Origin of the sequence: Aeromonas sp. SCS5, assembly GCF_001887375.1 — a bacterium.
Classification (GTDB): domain Bacteria; phylum Pseudomonadota; class Gammaproteobacteria; order Enterobacterales; family Aeromonadaceae; genus Aeromonas; species Aeromonas jandaei.
Map to the genome: position 1 here is coordinate 243687 of NZ_LFCS01000005.1, position 20546 is coordinate 264232.

General features: G+C 60.5%; 17 protein-coding genes. 7 read left to right on the plus strand and 10 right to left on the minus strand.

All coding sequences use genetic code 11. The features are described 5' to 3' along the window. Window positions 1-97: 97 nt before the first annotated feature. Window positions 98-853 (minus strand): uridine phosphorylase, encoded by a 756-nt coding sequence (gene udp / locus BS300_RS07345; protein WP_005337975.1) that lies wholly within the window; start codon window positions 851-853, stop codon window positions 98-100. Window positions 854-1235: 382 nt separating this feature from the next. Between udp and yiaY the strand changes: the two genes are divergently transcribed. The 3 genes from yiaY (at window position 1236) to BS300_RS07360 (ending at window position 3617) form a co-directional block, all read left to right on the plus strand. Then, the gene (gene yiaY, locus BS300_RS07350; RefSeq protein ID WP_071911816.1) at window positions 1236-2387 is read left to right on the plus strand and encodes an L-threonine dehydrogenase; all 1152 of its coding nucleotides are present in this window, start codon (window positions 1236-1238) and stop codon (window positions 2385-2387) included. Window positions 2388-2524: 137 nt separating this feature from the next. Next, window positions 2525-2863, plus strand: coding sequence for an outer membrane protein assembly factor BamE (gene bamE, locus BS300_RS07355; RefSeq protein WP_033113504.1), 339 nt, complete (start codon window positions 2525-2527; stop codon window positions 2861-2863). Between the two features lie 124 nt (window positions 2864-2987). Then, complete coding sequence (locus BS300_RS07360; protein ID WP_071911817.1) at window positions 2988-3617, plus strand: NAD(P)H-binding protein; 630 nt, start codon at window positions 2988-2990, stop codon at window positions 3615-3617. Window positions 3618-3730: 113 nt separating this feature from the next. Here BS300_RS07360 and BS300_RS07365 read toward each other — a convergent pair whose 3' ends face one another. Both BS300_RS07365 and BS300_RS07370 read right to left on the minus strand, forming a co-directional pair. After that, the gene (locus BS300_RS07365) at window positions 3731-5425 is read right to left on the minus strand and encodes a pyridoxal-dependent decarboxylase (RefSeq protein ID WP_071911819.1); all 1695 of its coding nucleotides are present in this window, start codon (window positions 5423-5425) and stop codon (window positions 3731-3733) included. 186 nt (window positions 5426-5611) lie between these two features. Continuing rightward, the gene (locus BS300_RS07370) at window positions 5612-6628 is read right to left on the minus strand and encodes a lipoate--protein ligase A (RefSeq protein ID WP_071911821.1); all 1017 of its coding nucleotides are present in this window, start codon (window positions 6626-6628) and stop codon (window positions 5612-5614) included. Window positions 6629-7062: 434 nt separating this feature from the next. Here BS300_RS07370 and BS300_RS07375 point away from each other — a divergent pair, with 434 nt between their 5' ends. Continuing rightward, entirely contained in the window at window positions 7063-9498 is a 2436-nt protein-coding gene (locus tag BS300_RS07375) for a diguanylate cyclase (RefSeq protein ID WP_071911823.1), read from the plus strand. Window positions 9499-9558: 60 nt separating this feature from the next. On the opposite strand, the gene BS300_RS07380 is transcribed toward BS300_RS07375, so the two are convergent. From BS300_RS07380 to BS300_RS07400, 5 genes are read right to left on the minus strand one after another with little or no spacing between them, the layout of a single operon-like run. Continuing rightward, window positions 9559-12768 carry an efflux RND transporter permease subunit gene (locus BS300_RS07380; protein WP_071911825.1) on the minus strand — a complete coding sequence of 1070 codons (3210 nt, stop codon included), beginning with the start codon at window positions 12766-12768 and terminating at the stop codon, window positions 9559-9561. Further along, window positions 12761-13798 carry an efflux RND transporter periplasmic adaptor subunit gene (locus BS300_RS07385; RefSeq protein WP_071911827.1) on the minus strand — a complete coding sequence of 346 codons (1038 nt, stop codon included), beginning with the start codon at window positions 13796-13798 and terminating at the stop codon, window positions 12761-12763. The genes BS300_RS07380 and BS300_RS07385 overlap by 8 nt, the downstream gene beginning before the upstream one ends. Window positions 13799-13834: 36 nt before the next feature. Further along, a complete protein-coding gene (locus tag BS300_RS07390; RefSeq protein WP_071911829.1) occupies window positions 13835-14281 on the minus strand; it encodes a YeeE/YedE family protein in 447 nt (148 codons plus the stop codon). 13 nt (window positions 14282-14294) lie between these two features. Beyond that, a complete protein-coding gene (locus BS300_RS07395; protein WP_071911831.1) occupies window positions 14295-14708 on the minus strand; it encodes a YeeE/YedE family protein in 414 nt (137 codons plus the stop codon). After that, the gene (locus BS300_RS07400; protein ID WP_071911833.1) at window positions 14708-15022 is read right to left on the minus strand and encodes a metalloregulator ArsR/SmtB family transcription factor; all 315 of its coding nucleotides are present in this window, start codon (window positions 15020-15022) and stop codon (window positions 14708-14710) included. The genes BS300_RS07395 and BS300_RS07400 overlap by 1 nt, the downstream gene beginning before the upstream one ends. Before the next feature lie 88 nt (window positions 15023-15110). Here BS300_RS07400 and BS300_RS07405 point away from each other — a divergent pair, with 88 nt between their 5' ends. The 3 genes from BS300_RS07405 (at window position 15111) to BS300_RS07415 (ending at window position 17081) form a co-directional block, all read left to right on the plus strand. Next, window positions 15111-15296 carry a DUF2892 domain-containing protein gene (locus BS300_RS07405; RefSeq protein ID WP_042032494.1) on the plus strand — a complete coding sequence of 62 codons (186 nt, stop codon included), beginning with the start codon at window positions 15111-15113 and terminating at the stop codon, window positions 15294-15296. A 445-nt stretch (window positions 15297-15741) separates the two neighbouring features. Continuing rightward, window positions 15742-16131, plus strand: a complete 390-nt coding sequence (locus BS300_RS07410; protein ID WP_071911836.1) for a hypothetical protein — start codon at window positions 15742-15744, stop codon at window positions 16129-16131. Between the two features lie 221 nt (window positions 16132-16352). Continuing rightward, complete coding sequence (locus tag BS300_RS07415) at window positions 16353-17081, plus strand: MgtC/SapB family protein (RefSeq protein WP_033113492.1); 729 nt, start codon at window positions 16353-16355, stop codon at window positions 17079-17081. Between the two features lie 61 nt (window positions 17082-17142). Here the strand turns inward: BS300_RS07415 and dnaJ are convergent, their stop codons facing one another. Both dnaJ and dnaK read right to left on the minus strand, forming a co-directional pair. After that, entirely contained in the window at window positions 17143-18285 is a 1143-nt protein-coding gene (gene dnaJ, locus BS300_RS07420; protein ID WP_033113491.1) for a molecular chaperone DnaJ, read from the minus strand. A gap of 101 nt (window positions 18286-18386) precedes the next feature. After that, a complete protein-coding gene (dnaK, locus tag BS300_RS07425; RefSeq protein ID WP_041208341.1) occupies window positions 18387-20315 on the minus strand; it encodes a molecular chaperone DnaK in 1929 nt (642 codons plus the stop codon). Between the last annotated feature and the right edge of the window lie 231 nt (window positions 20316-20546).

Sequence of the window (20546 nt, forward strand, 5' to 3'; positions counted from 1 at the left end):
TGAAAGGCGTGACGGGAGAGGAAAAGCGGTAAACGGCGGATAAAGATAGGGGCCGCGCTTTCGCAACGGCCCCCACCCCCCACTCTTTGTGGTGCTATCAGATCAGCTTGCGGGCAGCGCCCAGTACGATCTTGATGGCATCAGATTCGGTCTTCGCCATGGTCTCGGCGTTCGGGATCTCTTGCTGGGTACGGTTGACGATAACGCCAGCCACCATACCGGCACGCAGGCCCTGGCTGGAGCACATGGTCAGCAGGGTTGCAGACTCCATCTCATAGTTCAGCACACCCATGGCTTGCCACTCTTTCATGGAACCTTGGAAACGGCTCACTACGCGGCCGGATACGGTGTCGTAACGCTCCTGCCCCGGGTAGAAGGTGTCAGAGGAGGCAGTCACACCGATGTGCAGCTTGGAGCCCATCTCTTTGGCGGTGTTCACCAGTGCGGTGGTGCAGTCGAAGTCGGCAACAGCCGGGAACTCCATCGGTGCGAAGTGCAGGCTGGCACCGTCGAGGCGCACGGAACCGGTGGTCACGATCACGTCACCCACGTTCAGGTGCGGCTGGATGGCGCCGGTGGTGCCGATACGCAGGAAGGTGCGGATACCCAGCTGGGCCAGCTCTTCTACTGCGATGGAGGTGGACGGGCCACCGATACCGGTAGAGCAGATGATCACGGCCTTGCCGTCCATCTCGCCACGCCAGGTTGTGAATTCACGATGGCTGGCCAGGTGTACCGGGTTATCCAACAGCTCTGCGATACGCTTTACACGCTCGGGGTCACCGGGGACGATCGCCAGGGTGGCGCCTTGCAGATCCGCTTTCTTCAAACCCAAGTGAAATACATCAGACATATTGGACTCCTGGTTGCCCCCTGCCAGCATGGTCAGGACGCAAATTAAGATGATTCTTTATGATACTTTCAAGCCTTTACCCCCCTCTTCGGGGAGGCGCCAACTATGGTCGAAAGCGCTTTCCAATTCCTTGAAGCGCCTCACACTTCCACGCATTGACAACATCAAAGAGCAGGCAAAACGTTTTCTAACCTGATGAATTAATTGAAAAACGTTTTTCAGGAAATCGGGATGTAACAGGGAAAGTCAAGCCCGGTTCAACGCTTAATTAATGTCCCGTGATCGCCTCCGTAAAGTTGCAAAACAGATGCTTTTGTATCCCCCGCAAGATGGTAACGTGGCAGCCAATTACCACTTAATGGCTAACTATAGGGAGTCCATCATGGCTACATTCAAGTTCTATATTCCTGCAATCAACCTGATGGGTGCCGGCTGCCTGCAAGAGGCTGCCGCCGATATCAAGGGTTACGGCTATCGCAAGGCGCTCATCGTCACCGACAAAATTCTCAACCAGATCGGCGTGGTCGCCAAGCTCACCACCCTGCTGGCTGAACATGGCATTGAAAGCGCAGTTTTCGATGAGACCAAACCCAACCCCACCACCAGCAACGTCGAAGCGGGTCTGGCGATGATCAAGGCCAACGGCTGCGACTGCGTCATCTCGCTGGGTGGCGGCTCGCCCCACGACTGTGCCAAGGGCATCGCCCTGGTCGCCGCCAACGGTGGCAACATCAAGGATTACGAAGGGGTGGATCGCTCCGCCAAGCCGCAACTGCCGCTTATCGCCATCAACACCACCGCCGGTACCGCCTCCGAGATGACTCGCTTTTGCATCATCACCGACGAGGCGCGCCACGTGAAAATGGCCATCATCGACAAGCACGTTACCCCGCTGATGTCGGTCAACGATCCCGAGCTGATGCTGGCCAAGCCGGCCGGTCTCACCGCCGCCACCGGCATGGATGCCCTGACCCACGCCATCGAAGCCTATGTCTCCACCATCGCCACCCCGGTGACCGATGCCAGCGCCGTGATGGCCATCGAGCTGATTGCCAAGCACCTGCGCACCGCCGTCAACCATGGTGATGATCTGCATGCCCGCGAGCAGATGGCCTATGCCCAGTTCCTGGCCGGCATGGCCTTCAACAACGCAAGCCTGGGCTATGTGCACGCCATGGCCCACCAGCTGGGCGGTTTCTATGACCTGCCCCATGGCGTCTGCAACGCCGTGCTGCTGCCCCACGTTCAGGCATTCAACGCCCAGGTGAGCGCCGCTCGTCTGAAGGATGTGGCCCGCTATATGGGTGTTGACGTGAGCGCCATGAGCGACGAACAGGGCGCTGCCGCTGCCATTGCCGCCATCAAGCAGCTGGCGCTGGATGTGAAGATCCCGGCCGGTCTGGAGCAGCTCGGCGTCAAGGCCGATGACTTCGATACCCTGGCCAGCAACGCCCTGAAAGATGCCTGCGGCTTCACCAACCCGAAACAGGCGAGCCACGAAGAGATCGTCGCCATCTTCCGCGCCGCCATGTAACGGCTGCCGGATTGCCAGAAAGGGTCGCAGTGCGGCCCTTTTTATTGGCTGATGGATCAATGGCTTTTTACTTCCGTGGAGGGAGTCGGTATGATTTGCCGAGCCAAAAAAGACTGTATGGATGATCTGAACTCGTTATGCGGATGAAACACCTGATTGCCGCGGCCCTGACCGCCCTCACCCTCTCCGGTTGCAGCCTGGTCTATCGTATCGATATTCCCCAAGGCAACTATGTGGAACAAAAACAGGTCGACAAACTGCGCCAGGGGATGACCCGCGAGCAGGTCAGCTATGTACTGGGGACCCCCATGCTGCGTGACGGCTTTGACCCCAACACCTGGTACTACCTCTATGAATTCCAGCCGGGCCACGGCGACAAAGAGCGCAAAGAGCTCACCGTCACCTTCGCCAACGACAGGCTCACCACGGTAACGGGTGACTTCCCGCTGCCAGCGGCATTCCACACCCCGCTCTGATATCTCGCAAAACCGGCTTCGCGCCGGTTTTGTTTTATCCACCCAACACGCAAGAGCAGATTGCAGAGTGCTGCCGTTTGCCCGATGCTGACACTTCCTACCGGAGCGACACAGGAAGAGAATCATGAGCCGGATCCTGATTGCCGGAGCCAGCGGCCTGATTGGCCGCGAGCTGATCAAACAGTTGCCCGCCGAACACGAGCTGACCCTGCTCTGCCGCAAGCCGGGCAAGGAGGCGCACCACTGGCTGCCGGTCGATTTTGATGATCTGGCCAGCGTCACCCTGCCCCGACCGGTGGATATCGCCTTCTGCGCCCTCGGCACCACCCGCAAGGATGCCGGTTCAGCCGAGGCGTTTCGCCGGGTCGATCTCGACTATGTGATCGCCTTTGCCGAACTGGCCCGCCGCCACGGCTGTCAACGTCTTATCGTGGTCTCGAGCATGGGGGCCAGTGCATCTTCCCCGGCCCTCTATCCACGTACCAAGGGGGAGATGGAGCAGGCCCTGCTGGCCCAATCCTGGCCGCGGCTTGCCATCGTGCGACCCGCCATGTTGCTGGGGGATAGACAACCTCCGCGCCGCTCGGAGCAGATCTTTCAGGCCATCTATCCGCTGTTTCGGCCACTGCTGGTTGGCAAGTTCGCTCGCTGGCGCGCCATCGAGGCCAGTCAGGTGGCCCACGCCATGATTACCCTCTCCCGGCAACCCGCCGGGTGCGAGATTGTCGAGAACGAGCAGCTGCTGCGCCTCTGAACGAGTCATCCCGACCACTCATCAACAACAAGGGCAAGCCGATTGGCTTGCCCTTTTGATACCGGCCTGTCTGGTATCGACTCAAGGCTCGTCAGCTCGTGCTCGCACAGCCGTTAACCGCGAATATGGTCGATAAAGGCGTCGATCTGCTCGCGAGTGCAGGCCGGGTTCATAAAGACCGCCTTCTCCCCGGCGATGTAGGAGTATTTGCCGCGAGCGTCATAGTCGGAGTGGGCCACCGCCTCCACCCAGTTGGTATAGAGACCCACCTTGCCGCGCCCCTTGAACAGGCTGCGGTGATAGTCGGTATTGCGCTGCAACCGCGCCTTGTAGGCAGGATCGCTGGAGCGTGCCAGCTCGAAGGCGAACTCGGCCTCCGGATCGCTCACCCACTCGGGGTTGTAGATCTTGAAGCCGACGCTCGGCCCCTGATTCTCCTGCGCCACCAGCTTGACGTTGCCAAGCTGACTCAGGCGATAGCGGAAGTAGTTGGCATTTTGCAGGCAGTGGGCCAGCACGATGCGATACCCCTCCACTCCCATGTAGTTGAGCGCCGCATAGGCACCGAACAGGCCGCTCGCGCCGCGGGAGCACTCGATGGTGGATTGCAGGTGGGTCTGACCCTGAATGTCCCGCTCGAAGTAGGAGAAGTTCTCCGGGTCGTTCTCCATCGCCTTGAGGTCATCCTGCTCCTTGATCATCACCAGACTGGAGGTGTAGGGCACATAGCCCCACTTCTGGAAGTCGACAGTAAAGGAGTCGGCATATTTGAGCTCGGCAAAGCGCGCCACGTTGCGCTCGATCCCGGCTAGGGTCGCGGCATTGATGCCAAGCGGGTTGGCGGCAAAGTCGTAATCGAGGAAGAAGATCATCGACCAACCGATGGCGGCATCGACGTGAATGTGCGGTTTGACCGCCACTTCGAACTGCTCGCAGAGGCGATTGCGCAGCTCGAACACGGGTTTCACCTGATCCACCCCGAAGGTGTCGGTGGTACCCATGGTGAGCATGATGGCGGGCACCACGTGTTTCAGGGCAAAACAGGCGGTCAGGGTACGCTCGAGGTGGTCGAGATCGATGTCATTGTTCTCGCCGACCTGAATGCGGATGGTCTTGTTCTCGATGTCGACCCCGAGCAGGGAGAGGTTGGTGATGTTGGAGTAGTGACCGCCCTGGGAGTTGATGATGCGGTAATCCTGATAGTGGCCGAGCCCCTTGTGCTTGGCTTCCGGCAGGCTTTTGCGAATGCCGAGCAGGTAGCCGTAGAGGTTACAGAAGGTCCCCCCCTGGGTGAAGATGCCGGTGGCGCGAGCTGGGTCGTAACCCGCCAGCAGGGCAATCTGGCGCACCACCTTCTTCTCCAGCTCCTCGGCCACTCCGGCATATTCGGAGTAGACCAGATTGGGGTTGGCAAGAATACCCATCTGGGCGCCATAGATAGCGGGATCCGCCGACATGGTGATGACGTTCTCGACGCTGGAGGGGTTCTCCCAATCCTTCGACAGCGCGGCGGCAAACAACAGCTCGGCCATCGGCTCGCCCGGAGTGCGCATGGTGGCGGGCACCGGCATGGTCTCGCAGAGATCGGCCAGGCGGGCGCGGCCATCTGGCCAGGCATTCAAACGGGCATCGGGCGCCAGGCCACGGGCCCGAAATTCATTGAGGGCGGCGAATCCGGGCTCGCGAAAGACTGGCCAGAGATCGGGATTACGTGAGAAAAAATTGGCTTTAACGCTGGCAAACCGGTTGGCAAACAGAGGGGAGACGGCGTTGACGCTTTGGTCTTGAAGATAAACTAAGTCACTCATTTTTATACCATTAGTACAGCAAATGTGCGGCCCTTATACTCCCGGGCTTGGCGCATCAACAGAGACAATAACTAATGGTCTGCCATACTTTTTGTTATGTTTTAGCCATGGCAAGGGGCAGAAAAAAGGCGCTTTTTATGCGCCTCTTTATATTTCGTGATCCCGATCACTTCAGCAGTTGTGCCTTCAGCGCAGCGCCGCCAGCAGCCATTCGGCAAACTCGCTCAACGCCTCACCACTGGCCGGGAACTCCTCCTGCCACCCCTGCAAACAGCTGGCGATCGCATCAGGGCGATAGGGACAACTCACCAGCAGTTGGGCCAGCCGATCGAAGGGGGCCGGATCCAGGGTGTCACTGAAAATCTGCGCCCGCACTATGCTCCCCTTCTCCACATCAAAATGCAGCTCCACCCCGCCCCAGCCAAAGCGCTCTTCCAGCAGATGAGTGAAGGCGGGCGCGTGGCCAAAGTTCCACTCCCAGCTGCGCTGGCGAGCGAAGGTCTCGGCAAAACCGGGCAGATCGGGCATCTGCTCCGGGGAGATATGCTCGGGCTGCACCCGCTCGCCATAGTGTTCAAAAAAGGCGGCAGCCAGCGCGTCGCTCACCTGATGGTGGTCAATCCCCGGCAGCAGTTCGCACAGATTGGCCACCCGACCGCGTACCGAGCTGATCCCCTTGGCCGCCAGCTTCTTGGGGTCGGGGTTGAGGTAGTTGGCGAGTCGACCGAGATCGGCGTCCAGCAGCAGGGTGCCGTGGTGAAACCCGCGATCCAGGGTCTCCCTGTAAGCCGAACCCGATACCTTGCGCTCCCCGTCCGGAGTCGCCACCAGCAAGTCGTTGCGACCGGAGGCAAAGGCCTCAATCCCCAGTCGCTTGAGCCCGTCCAGCACGATGGCGGTGGAGACGCTCTTGTCATACTCCGGCTTGCCCGCCATGAAGGTGAAGCAGCTGTTGCCAAGGTCGTGAAACACGGCGCCACCACCGCTGCTGCGGCGAGCCAGCGTCACCCCGTCCTCTTCCATCCGGCGGGTGTTGCACTCCTTCCACGGGTTCTGGGCACGACCAATCACCACGGTATTGGCGTTGCGCCAAAGGAACAGCACCCGCTGACGGGGATCCATCTGGCGGAAGATGCACTCCTCGACGGCGAGGTTGAAGAGGGGGTCATGAGAATCGGAGACAAGCAGACGCAAGCGGGACATGAAACAGCCTTATCCGGAACAGGGGGGAACATCATAACACCAGAGCTCGCCAACCGGGCGACGAGGCTGATTTAACCATCAACAAACAACCGGAATACATATTTCCCTCATGTGGAAAACATCGCAGAAGTATCGCGTGATATGACGACACAGGCTGACGCTTTCCCGACAAAAAGCGGCAATTTAAACGAAGATTCGGAGGAAAAAACGGCATGATAATGGCTAAAATGCAGCCATTTTCGCAAGCCATATGACTCCGTGATGGGGCAGGCAAGTTGTGAAAACAGACTTCGCAGGCAATTAGTGTGATGAAAAACACAAAAACAAATTCTTATACCGCTACTGCCCTGCTCCGCTAGCCTTTTTCCCCTATTGCAGGTTACAAAAAATTGTTTGACTCTAGCTCTGATACCGCCTCCCGAGAGACACCCTGTATGACGGAGCTCGAACCCTCCCCACGCTGTACGCTCTGGTTCCTGCCCATGCTGGCCAGCTGGATGTTCTCTGCGCTTGCAAGCGTGCCGCTGAAGGCCGAAGAGCAAGTCACACTCCAGCTCTCCTGGCAGCATCAGTTCCAGTTTGCCGGTTACTACGCCGCCATCGCCAAGGGCTACTACCGGGAAGCCGGGCTCAACGTCACCCTGCGCGAAGCCACGCCCCGCACCGATGTGGTCAAAGCAGTGACCAGTGGCCAGGCGCAGTTTGGCATCAGCGGCAGCGACTTGCTGCTGGCCCGCGCCGCCGGCAAGCCGGTGGTGGTGCTGGCAGCCATGTTGCAGCACTCTCCCTTGCTGCTGTTGACGCTCGATCGACCCGATATCCGCAATGCCGCCGATCTCGCCGGCAAGCAGCTGATGCTGGAACCCGGCTCCGGCGAGCTGCTCACCTATCTCAGCAAACATATTCCCGCCCGGACGTGGCAGATCCTCCCCTACGACAACGGCGTCGAAGCGCTGCTCTCAGGCAAGGTGGATGCCATCAGTGCCTACAGCACCACGGAGCCCTTCTACCTGCAGCGAAAGGAGATCCCCTATCGGGTCTTCAGTCCCCGCAGCGCCAACAACGACTTTTACGCCGACAACCTCTTTACCTCCGAGCGGGAGCTGGCGACCCGCCCCGGCCGGGTCTTTGCCTTTCGTCAAGCGAGCCTGCGCGGCTGGCGCTATGCCATGGATAATCCGGAGGAGATGATCGACTGGATCATGGAGCACTACCCTAGCGGGGCCGGACGGGAGCAACTCACCTTTGAAGCGCGCGAGACCCGCTCGCTGATGCAGCCCGACTTTGTCGAGCCGGGATACATGCAGCCGGAGCGCTGGCAGCAGATCGCCAATATCTATCGGGAGGCGGGCCTGCTCGCCTCCGACATCAGCCTCGATCGCTTTCTCTACAATCCGGCCCAGGAGCGGCTGCGCCAGCAGCGGCAGCTGCTCGACAAGAGCGTGGCCATCGCCATGCTGATCACCTTTACCCTGTTGATCCTGCTCGGCATCTTCCTCCACCTCTACCTGCGTCTGCGTCAGGAGTCGCGCGACCGCCAGCGCCTCACCCGCGAGCTGGCCCAGAGCGAGCAGCACTACCGCTTCGTGGCGGAGAACAGCGCCGACGTGATCTGGACCATGGATACCGCCAGCCTGCGCTTTCGCTACATCAGCCCGGCCATCCAGCCGCTGAGCGGTTACAACGCAAGCGAGCTGTTCGCTCTGCCGTTCAAGAAGCTGCTGCCCGATGCCGCACGCATAAAACTCAAGGAGGAGATCACCGCCACCCTCGCCGCCTGGTATCGCGGTGAACATGAGCAGACCCGCAGCGTCATTCGCACCGATCTGCGCCACAAGGATGGCCATCTGGTCGCCACCGAGACCATCACCACCCTGCATGGCAACGAGCAGGGGGAACCAGAGGCAATTCTGGGGGTAACCCGCGACATCACCGAGCGGGCGGCCCGCGAGGAGATGATGCGCCGCCTCGCCTTCTACGATCCCCTGACCGGTCTGCCCAACCGCCGCCTGCTCCAACAACGCCTGAAAGAGGCGCTGGAGCACAACGCCGACCAGCCTTTGGCTTTGATGTTCATCGATCTCGATCACTTCAAGCCGATCAACGACACCTTCGGCCACGAGACCGGCGATGTGCTGCTCAATATGGTGGCCAAGCGGATGCGCTATTGCGTGCGGGAACATGATCTGGTGGCACGCCTTGGCGGCGACGAATTTGTTATCCTGCTGCCTGACACCAGCGACGAGGCTCTGACCATCGCCGACCACCTCCATCACAGCCTGCGCCACCCCTTCAGGATGAGCGACGAGCAGGAGCTGCGCATCTCCAGCAGTATCGGGATCGCTCTCTATCCGGAGCACGGCGAGGATGCCAAAACCCTGATGCACCACGCGGATCAGGCGATGTATCAGGCGAAAAACCGCGGCCGTGGCCGGGTCTGTCTCTATACCGCCGGGCTCGACCCCGCGCAGGGCTCGCTGGTGTGGCAAGGCAGCCACGAGTGCGGCCATCCCCGTATCGATGCCGAACATCGCCAGCTCTTTGTGCTCACCAACCGGCTGCTGGAGCGGATGAAGGATCACGAGGCCCATCCCGCCCTCTATCTGGAGAGTCTGGAGAACCTGTTCGAGATGGCGCACCACCACTTCACCTTCGAGGAGAGCCTGCTGGCCGAGCTCGATTACGCCGAGCTCGAGACCCACCGTCAGGACCATCAGCAACTGCTGCAAAAAGCGGCCCAGCTGATGAACGCCGCCCGCGCAGGCACCCTCGGCAACGACGAGCTGCTCAACTTCATCATTCAGGAGCTGGTTGTCGGCCACATGAGTCAGGCTGACCGGCGCTACTTCCCGCTGCTGAAGGGACGCTGACTCAGCGCCCCGGCCACCTGAACGTGTGAAACGAGAAGGGCCACCGAGGTGGCCCTTCTGTCATTGTGCGCCCGGCTCGTTTGCCGTGATCGCGACCCCACGGCGCGACATCAGGCTGTAGTAGAGCAGCGGGATCACCACCAGGGTGAGCAGGGTGGAGACCAGGATCCCGAAAATCAGGCTGATGGCCAACCCGTTGAAGATGGGATCATCGAGGATAAACAGGGCTCCGATCATCGCCGCCAACGCCGTCAGCATGATGGGTTTGGCCCGCACCTGCGCCGCCGCAATCACTGCCTGCTCGAACGCCACTCCGGCGCTGCGCTGCTGTTCGATAAAGTCCACCAGCAGGATGCTGTTGCGTACGATGATCCCGGCCAGCGCAATCATCCCGATCATCGAGGTGGCGGTAAACTGGGCCCCCAGCAGGGCGTGGCCCGGCATCACCCCGATGAGGGTGAGCGGAATGGGGGCCATGATGATGAGCGGCACCAGATAGGAGCGAAACTGGGCCACCACCAGCAGGTAGATGAGGATCATCCCCACCCCGTAGGCGATGCCCATATCGCGGAAGGTCTCGTAGGTGATCTTCCACTCCCCGTCCCACAACAGCGCCACCGCTCCCAGTTTGTCGGGCTGCTGCACGTAATATTGGGGCAGGTTGATGTCGGCACCGGCGGCAAACATGCCGTAGAGCGGGCTGTCGGTGTGACCGCCCATGTCGGCCACCACCATCACCATGGGCTGCATATTCTTGTGCATGATATAGCTGGGGACCACCTCATCGCGGCGACTCACCAGCTCGGAGACCCGCACCAGCTGGCCGCTCTGGTTGCGCACCTTGAGGGCCAGCACACCCGCCAGATCCCGTTTGTCACCGGGAGCCAGTTCGATGCGGATCGGCACCGGATACTTGGCGCCGTGCCCCTGCAGCCAGCTGGCATCCTGATAACCCACCCCGCCATTGAGGGTGTTCACCAGATCCCCGAGATCGACCCCGAGCAGGGCCGCCTTGCTGCGATCCACCACCAGCCGCCACTTGGGCTGCGGGTCGGTCAGATAGATATCCACATCCACCAGATCCGCGGTGGCTACAAAGCGGGCCTGTACGGCGCGAGCGGCTGCCTCACGGGCGGCCTGAGTCGGGCCATAAATTTCGGCAACGATGGGTGACCAGACCGGCGGGCCGGGCGGCACCTCTACCACCTTGAGATTGCCCCCCACCGCGCTGGCGATGGCCTGCAGCGGTGCCCGCACCGATTGTGCGATCTGGTGACTGCTGCGATAGCGATCATGCTTGTCCACCAGATTGACCTGAATATCCCCCACGTTGGCACCGCTGCGGATAAAGTAGTGGCGCACCAGCCCGTTGAAGTTGATGGGGGCCGCGGTACCGGCGTAGATCTGGTAATCCTTCACCTCGGGCACCCTGGCGAGCTCCCGCCCGACCGCCAGCAGAGTGCGCTCGGTCTGCTCCAGAGTCGCCCCCTCCGGCATGTCGAGTACCAGCTGGAATTCCGACTTGTTGTCGAAGGGGAGCATCTTGAGCACGACCCACTGCACCATGGGCATGGCGGCGGCGCCCGCCACCAGCAGCAGGATGACCAGCCAGAGTTTGTGTCTCGCTCTCCTGGCGCCAGCGCCAATCAGGAAAGGGGTCATCAACCGCTGGAAGAGGCCGGCCTTGGCCTCGCCGTCGGTACCGTGCACCGAATCCTTGAGCAAATGGCTCGCCAGCCAGGGGGAGAAGATAAAGGCCACCAGCAGGGAGATAAGCATCCCCATGCTGGCATTGATGGGGATGGGGCTCATGTAGGGGCCCATCAGGCCGCTGACAAAGGCCATCGGCAGCAGGGCCGCGATCACGGTCAGGGTCGCCAGTATGGTCGGCCCGCCCACCTCGTCCACCGCCCCCGGAATCAGATCCTTGAGCGACCCCCTGCCCAAACCGCGATGGCGGTGGATGTTCTCCACCACCACGATGGCGTCATCCACCAGAATGCCGATGGAGAAGATCAGCGCAAACAGCGATACCCGGTTGAGGGTAAAGCCCCATGCCCAAGAGGCGAACAGGGTCAGTGCCAGGGTGATGACGATGGCAACGCCTACCACCAGCGCCTCGCGCCAGCCCATGCTCACCAGCACCAGCAGCACCACCGCCGTGGTGGCAAAAATCAGCTTGCCGATCAGGGTGTTGGATTTGGTCTCGGCGGTGACGCCGTAGTCCCGGGTCACCGTCACCTCGACCCCGGCAGGGATCAGCCGATTTTTGAGACTCTCGACCCGCGCCTCCACCCGCTTGGCCACATCAACCGCGTTCTGGCCCGGCTGCTTGCCGATGGCTAGGGTCACCGCCGGATAACTGCGATCCCCCTGCCCCATCCAACTGCGCTGCACCGGGGTCTCCTCCCCGAGCGACACGCTCGCCACATCGCCGAGGTAGACCGGCTTGTCCCCCTGCAGCCCAACCACCAGTTCCCGGGCCTCCTGCTCGCTTTGCAGGAACTGCCCCACCTGCACCTTGATCTCCCGGTTATCTTGCTCGATGGCCTGTGTCGGGCCCACCTGATTGGCGGCCGCAAGGCGCTGATTCAGCTCGCCCCAGCTGATGCTATGGGCGCTGAGGGCCGCCGGATCCGGCATCACCCGCAACACGGCGCTCTGGCTGCCCAGCGTGTAAATATCGCGGGTACCGGGAATGCGCTTGAGTTCGGTCTCCAGCTCATGGGCGACCCGGGTCAGTTCGGGAGCCCCCAGTTGCTTGCTCCCCTCTTTGCTCCACTCTTTGCTCCATAAGGTCAAACTGACGATGGGGACATCATCGATCCCCCTCGGTTTCACCAGTGGCTGACCGACTCCGATCCCCTGTGGCAACCAGTCGCGGTTGGAGTCGAGCTGGTTGTTGAGATCGACGATGGCCTGTTCGCGGCTCACCCCCACCTTGAATACCACCACCAGCAGGGCGCCATCGGGTTGGGAAAAAGAGTAGAGGGTATCGATCCCCTTTATCTGGGAAACCACCTGCTCGGCAGGGGTGGTGACGAGAGAGGCCACTTCAGCCGGAGTGGCTCCCGGGAAGGGAATGTAGACATCGGCGAAGGTGACATCGATCTGCGGCTCCTCCTCCTTGGGGGTCACCAGCACCGCAAACAGGCCGAGCAACAGCCCCAACAGCGCCAGCAGCGGCGTGATGGCCGAGCCCTGAAACAGCGCAGCCAGCCGACCGGCAGGCCCCAGCCTCTCCTTGTTGCCGTTCAGCTCGCTACTCATGGGCCACCTCCTGCTGCTGCGCCCAGCCATCGGGAGCCAGCTTGTCACCGGCTTGCAGCCCGGCCAGGATCTCGCACTGCCCTTCAAAGCAATGCCCGACCCGCACCGGCATCAGGGCCCAGCCAGAGGGCTGCTGCAGATAGACGCCGTTGAACTCCCCTTGCCGCAGCAGGGCGCGATCCGGCACCTGCAACACCTGACGCTCACCCTGCTTGAGCTGCACCTTGAGCCACATGCCGGGCAATACCCCGGTGGTTTGCGGCGGCAAGTCGAGGCGCAACCTGAAGGCATGGCTCTGGCTGTCTGCATAGTTGAAGCGGGTCAATTTGACTGGGGTAACAGACTTGCCATCCGGCAGCAGCACCAGCACATCCGCTGGCTGACTGGCGAGTGCGATCACAGATTGGGGCAGGTCTACATCCACCCGCAGCTCATCAAGGGAAAAGCCGGAGAGCAACGGGGTACCTGGGGCGACAGTCTCCCCCAGCTCCACCAACCGCTTGGTCACCACCCCGGCGTAAGGGGCCAGAATGCGGGTATAACCGTAAGCCTCGCGGGCCTGAGTGAGGGCCGCATCGGCCGCATTGACCTCGGCGCGGGCGGCGCGATCGGAAGCCTCGGCATTGTCGAGCTGGGCGCGGGTGATCACCCCCTTTGCAATCAGCGCCTGAAAGCGGGCAAGCTGGCGCTCTGCCTCCACCTGCTGGGCCTTGGCTCTGGCCAGTCGCGCCTCGGCCCCCGTTACGGCGGCAAACTGCTCCTTGCCGCTGATTTCGAGCAGCGGCTGTCCCGCCTGCACCTGATCGTTCACATCCACCAGCATGCGGGAGACCCGGCCGCTGGTCTGGGCCGCCACCGTCCCCTGATTGATGGCACTGACAGTGCCATCCAGCGTCAGCCAGTCGGTCACCTGACGGGGAACCAGAGTCAGGGTGGCATCACCATTCGCCTCGGCAGACCATGTCATCGGAGAGACAAGAGCGGAGGTCACAGCCAGCATGGCGGCCCCCAGCAAGCGGATCTGTTCCATGATATTTCTCCTTCCCCGACACTAGGGGCAATCCATTCAGGCAGAGCGGGGGTGGCAGCGCTTCTCCCGCACCTTCACCAAGACCCGATCAACAAGCAAAATCCCGGCCACCATGGCCGCAATAAACAACAGTATCATGGGCTGGCCACTGGAAATGAGACTCAAGGCTGGCCCCGGGCAGATACCCACCAATCCCCAGCCGATACCGAACAGCGCAGCACCGCCGACCAGATTGCGATCCAGCTTTGGGGCAGGTACGGCCGCGATGGGCTCGCCTAACACACTCTGACGACGAGGTTTCACCAGCAGAAAATAACCCGGCATAAAGACCAGCAGAGCGCCCCCCATCACGAAGGCGAGGCTGGGATCCCAGGCCCCGGCAAGATCGAGAAAACCGGTGACCCGGGCAGGATCCACCATGCCGGAGATGCCCATCCCCAGTCCAAACAGCAGGCCCGCAAACAAACTTGTCAGCAACTTCATGGCAATCAGCCCCTTACAGCAGATGATGAGTGACGAACACGGTGATAAAGCCAGCCGCCATAAAGGTCAGGGTAGCGACGATGGAGCGCAGGGAGAGCCGCCCCATGCCGCAGATGCCGTGGCCACTGGTACAGCCATTGCCAAGACGGGTACCGATGCCAACCAACAGACCGGCCAGCAACACTACCGGCCAACCGGGCAAGGTGGTGAATGCGGGCATGCTGGCCCAACCCAGAGTCAGCGCCAACCAGGCGCCCGCCCCCAGTCCCAGCAAGAAGAACAGGCGCCAGGGCGCTTTGCGTTGCAGTGCACCGGCCAGAATACCGCTGATCCCGGCAACGCGGCCGTTGAACAACATCAGGATCAGGGCCGACAGCCCCGCCAGCATGCCGCCGCCCAAAGAGAGCAGCCATGGGCTTTCCATCATCAAGATTCCTTATTTTCTGAGTGACAAAAATGGGTTTGCAGCGCCGTCAGCACATCGGCGGTCGCCTCGCTCACCAGCGAGTAGTAGATCTGCTGGGAAACCTTGCGCGAGCGGATCAGGCCGTAGCGCTTCAACACCGACAATTGCTGGGAAAAGGCCGACTGCCCCAGCTGGCTATGGGCCAGCAGCTCCCCGACCCCCTTCTCCCCCTCCACCAGCTGGCAGAGCACCATCAGGCGTTCAGGGTGAGCCAACGCCTTGAGCAGGGAGGCGGCGGCTGTCGCATGTCTGTTCATCTCGTCGAATTGGCTCATAGAAGTAAATTAGCAATTGCTGATATTTGTTCTATTGTATAAAACAACACTAAATTAGCAACATCTAAAATAGATAGGGAGAAAGGCTATGACAGTAGATAACGGAGTCAGAATCGTCGCGGGTTGCATGTTGCTGCTCTCTTTGATCCTTACCACCTGGGTCCATCCGGGCTTTGTCTGGTTGAGCGCCTTTGTCGGGGTCAACCTGATCCAGAGCGCATTCACAGGTTTCTGCCCGGCAGCCATCATCCTGAGGCGCCTTGGGTTTAAATAAGCGGGCTTGATCGGAGTTGGATGGGTCATGTCAGCCGTCTGTTAGCTCCAGCGCAAGATCTGGCCAGCAGCATAAAGGCGGCTCGACAACCGCAAACGGCCGTCAAGCGGTCGCGGCGAAGTGAGAGCTCAAATTTGTTTCAGGATGTTTCCGCCACTGGCTCGGGGTTTACCCTCTGCGTCAGCTCGGCTATCATTCGAGCCTCTTATCAATAGCGGAGACCATCAGTGGGCAACTCATCAAGTGACAGTTGTAGACCGGCCCTGTCAGCCGGTACCAAGGTCGCGAGCTAGCCGCAGGTCTTTCTCTGCCGCATGCTCGCAGCCCTGCGAGAAGCGGAAATCCACTCCCCTCTTCTCTTTTTACACTTGACGTCTGGCGACCATTGGCCAAAAGCCGTGGCCGTCATGCCTGCATAGTTTCTGCTTCCCACAAGGAGGCTGCTATGCGTTTTGTATCAACCAAGTCCGTTGCCAACCCGATGATGGCAACACAGGATCATCCCCTGCTGAGCAAGCTGGGTCGTGGCTGGCTGCCACTCTGGCTGCGCGGCAAACAGCGCCAGCACCATTACCGGTTACAGATCCGCTGCGAGGATCGCGCCGATATGGAGCAGGTGCTGGAGATGGTGAACCACACGCTGCAACCCGCTGGCCTGCAGCCCATGCAGTCGATGCGGCCGGGACGCAGCGGGGGCCGGGAGCTGGTGCTCAATGTGCACTGCACACCGCCCCAGCGCCGCTATCTGGTGCAGTTTGTCCATCAGGTGGGCGTTGCACATCCGGTGCGCTGGGAGTTGCGGCCACGCAGTGATGGCAATCCCCAGCTCAACTGAGCCAACCCGTTAACCTCGGGGCTTGCCAGCCCCGTTCAATCCGAGTGAAAAAGTGCCTGCTTCTCCGTGCAAACGGGAGAGGCAGGCCCATTTGACGTGCGTGCTCATCCCCTTTGTGATGGCCTTCACCACGCGCGTCCGCTCATCTGCCCGGGTTATGCCAGCACCATCTGACAGCCCGCTCATCCCGAAGGCCATCGGCAACCAAGAAGGAACAGGCCATGAAAATGTGGCAACAACTTGATCTGATCTCCCTGATCGATACCCTCGCCAGCCTGCTGCTGGCCTTTGTGCTGGGGGCGCTGGTCGGGCTGGAGCGCCAGTACCGCCAGCGTACCGCCGGCCTGCGTACCAACGTGCTGGTCGCCGTGGGCGCAGCGCTGTTTGTCAATCTGGCCCAGCGTATCTATGACCTGCACGGTGGCAGCTACAGCGTGGTGCACGTAGTGGCTTATATCGTCTCCGGCATCGGCTTTCTCGGCGCCGGTGTCATCATGCGCGAGTCGGGCAATATCCGCGGCATCAACACCGCCGCCACCCTCTGGGGGGTGGCCGCCGTCGGTGCCGCCTGTGGTGCCGGTCTCGCCATAGAAGCGATTCTGGGCGCCCTGTTCGTGCTCGCCGCCAATACCCTGCTGCGGCCGCTGGTCAATCAGATCAACCGGCGTCCGGTGGACAATCTCGACACCGAGGTGACCTACAAGGTGACGGCGCTCACTCCGCGCGAGCACCAGAAAGAGGTGCTGCACTGGCTCGAAGAGATGCTGGAGCAGGCCAACTACCCCCTGAGCGAACTCGATATCGAGCCGTTTGGCGAACGGGATCTGGAGATCTCGGCGGTGCTGCTCGCCACCTCCATCGATGGCGACGAGCTCGATGCCCTGATGGGCAAACTGGGTATTCATCCCCATATCAAGCAGGTCTTCTGGCGCGCCAGCACCACGGATTGACAGCAAAAAACCAAAAAAAGAGCCGGCACAAGGCCGGCTCTGTTGATTCGGGTGGCTGAAATCAGCTGGTCAGATCGTCGAAGAAGCGTTTCACCCCTTCGAAGAAGCCTTCCGATTTCGGCTTGTGGGTCTTGGCAGCGGCACCGCTGAACGACTCGTCCAGCTGGCGCAGCAGCTCTTTCTGCTGCTCGGTGAGGTTGACCGGAGTCTCGATCACCACCTTGCACATCAGATCTCCCACCTGGCCAGAGCGCACGGACTTCACGCCCTTGCCACGCATGCGGAACATCTTGCCGGTCTGGGTCTCCGGAGTGACCTTGAGCTTGACACGGCCATCCAGGGTCGGCACTTCGATCTCGCCACCGAGGGCGGCTGCGGTGAAGCTGATGGGCACTTCGCAGTAGAGGTTGTTGCCGTCACGCACGAAGATCTCGTGCTCTTTGACGTGCACCTGTACGTAGAGATCCCCTGCCGGTGCGCCGGCTTCCCCTGCTTCCCCTTCGCCGGAGAGACGGATGCGATCGCCGGTATCGACACCTGCCGGGATCTTGACCGACAGGGTCTTGGTACGCTGGTAGCGACCTTCACCGTGGCACTTGCGGCACGGATCCTTGATGATCTTGCCGCGACCGTGACAGTGCGGGCACGCCTGCTGCACCGCGAAGAAGCCCTGACGCATCTGCACCTGGCCGGAGCCGTGGCAGGTCGGGCAGGTCTGGGCGCTGCTGCCGGTATGGGCACCGGAGCCGTTACAGACTTCACAGTGAACCAGGGTCGGCACCTTGATCTCCTTGGAGACCCCGCGTACCGCCTCTTCCAGCGTCAGCTCCATGGTGTAGCGCAGGTCGGAACCACGGGCCGGGCCACGACGACCACCGCCACGGCTGCCACCGAAGATGTCACCGAACACATCGCCAAAGATGTCGCCAAAGTCGGCACCACCGCCGAAACCACCGTGGCCACCGCCACCCTGGCTCGGGTCGACACCGGCATGACCGTACTGGTCATAACGGGCGCGCAGGTTGGCATCGGTCAGGATCTCGTAGGCTTCCTTGACCTCTTTGAACTTCTCTTCGGCACCGGCATCGCCCTGGTTGCGGTCAGGGTGATACTTCATGGCCAGACGCTTGTACGCCTTCTTGATCTCGCGCTCGTCGGCATCTTTCGATACCCCCAGCACCTCGTAGAAATCGCGCTTCGACATACTCATCCTGTGGTTACGCAGACGGGCGTTGGTCACCCAACGCCCGTGAATTCATAAACTAAACCGATGGGCGAAGCCTGCTTCGCCCATCTGGGTCGGGCTTACTTCTTGTCGTCTTTCACTTCTTCGAACTCGGCGTCGACTACGTCGTCGTCAGCCTTGGCAGAAGAGGAGGACTGACCGGCGTCAGCACCGGCGGCACCTTGTGCCTGAGCCTGCTGCTGGGCAATCTCCATCAGCTTCTGGGACGCTTCCAGCAGAGCCTGCTGTTTGGCTTCGATGGCAGCCTTGTCGTCACCCTTGATGGCGGTTTCCAGCTCGCTCAGAGCGGCTTCGATCTTGGTCTTGTCGTCAGCAGGCAGGGCTTCACCGGCTTCGGTGATCTGCTTGCGTACGGAGTGGACCAGACCATCAGCCTGGTTGCGGGCATGCACCAGCTCTTCGAACTTCTTGTCCTCGGCCGCGTTGGCTTCGGCTTCGCGTACCATGCGCTCGATCTCGTCATCAGACAGACCAGAGGAAGCCTGGATGGTGATCTTCTGCTCTTTGTTGGTCTCTTTGTCTTTCGCAGAGACGTGCAGGATACCGTTGGCATCGATGTCGAAGGTCACTTCGATCTGCGGCAGACCACGCGGAGCCGGACGGATGCCTTCCAGGTTGAACTGGCCCAAAGACTTGTTGTCGCTGGCGCGCTTGCGCTCACCCTGCAGCACGTGAATGGTCACGGCAGACTGGTTGTCTTCGGCAGTGGAGAACACCTGGGACTTCTTGGTCGGGATGGTGGTGTTCTTCTCGATCAGCGCAGTCATCACGCTGCCCATGGTTTCGATACCCAGAGAGAGCGGAGTAACGTCCAGCAGCAGTACGTCGGTCTTGTCACCGGACAGTACGGCACCCTGAATGGCAGCACCCATGGCCACCGCTTCGTCCGGGTTGACGTCTTTACGCGGCTCTTTGCCAAAGAACTCGGCAACGGTCTTCTGAACCAGCGGCATACGGGTCTGACCACCAACCAGGATCACGTCGTCGATCTCGCCAACTGCCAGACCGGAGTCTTTCAGGGCAACACGAACCGGCTCCAGAGAGTCCTTCACCATGTCTTCTACCAGGGATTCCAGCTTGGCGCGGGTTACCTTGATGTTCATGTGCTTCGGACCGGTGGCATCGGCAGTGATGTACGGCAGGTTGACGTCGGTCTGCTGGGCAGAAGAGAGCTCGATCTTAGCTTTCTCGGCGGCATCTTTCAGACGCTGCAGAGCCAACTGGTCGTTGCGCAGGTCGATGCCCTGCTCACGCTTGAACTCATCTACCAGATAGTTGATGACGCGGTTGTCGAAGTCTTCACCACCCAGGTGGGTGTTACCGTTGGTCGCCAGTACTTCGAAGGTGGTTTCGCCTTCAACTTCGTCGATCTCGATGATGGAGATATCGAAAGTACCGCCCCCCAGGTCATATACGGCAACCTTGCGCTCGCCCTTGACCTTATTCACGCCGTAAGCGAAAGCAGCTGCAGTCGGTTCGTTGATGATGCGCTTAACATCCAGACCGGCGATGCGACCGGCATCCTTGGTAGCCTGACGCTGGGCGTCGTTGAAGTAGGCCGGAACAGTGATAACTGCTTCGGTTACCGGCTCGCCCAGGTAGTCTTCGGCGGTCTTTTTCATCTTTTTCAGCACTTCGGCAGAGATCTGCGGCGGTGCCATTTTCTTGCCCTTCACCTCAACCCAGGCGTCACCGTTGTCGGCCTTGGCGATGGCGTACGGCATGATTTTCAGGTCACGCTGTACTTCGTCATCTTCAAAACGACGGCCGATCAGACGCTTGATGGCGAACAGGGTGTTTTTCGGGTTGGTGATGGCCTGACGCTTGGCCGGCTGACCAACCAGGATCTCGCCATCATCGGCATAGGCAATGATGGACGGAGTAGTACGATCGCCTTCTGCGTTCTCGATCACGCGAGCAGTGTCGCCGTCCAGAATGGCAACGCAGGAGTTGGTAGTACCCAGGTCAATACCGATGATTTTACCCATTTGAGAAATCTCCAAATACTTTGAATAAACTGGCGAGGAACTCGCCTTAATGCGTTAACGGCTAGGTGGGGCCTGCCAATCTGGCTTTCAAGCTCCCGGCATCAAAATTTTTGTGCCGCCGTGGCCTTGCATCCTATATGGGGTCGCAAGCGGCCACTTCAAGCCCTGCCCCGCAAAAACCCTACCTTTTGTCGTGATCAGTCCATGACAGACCAGACAGATAAACAAAAA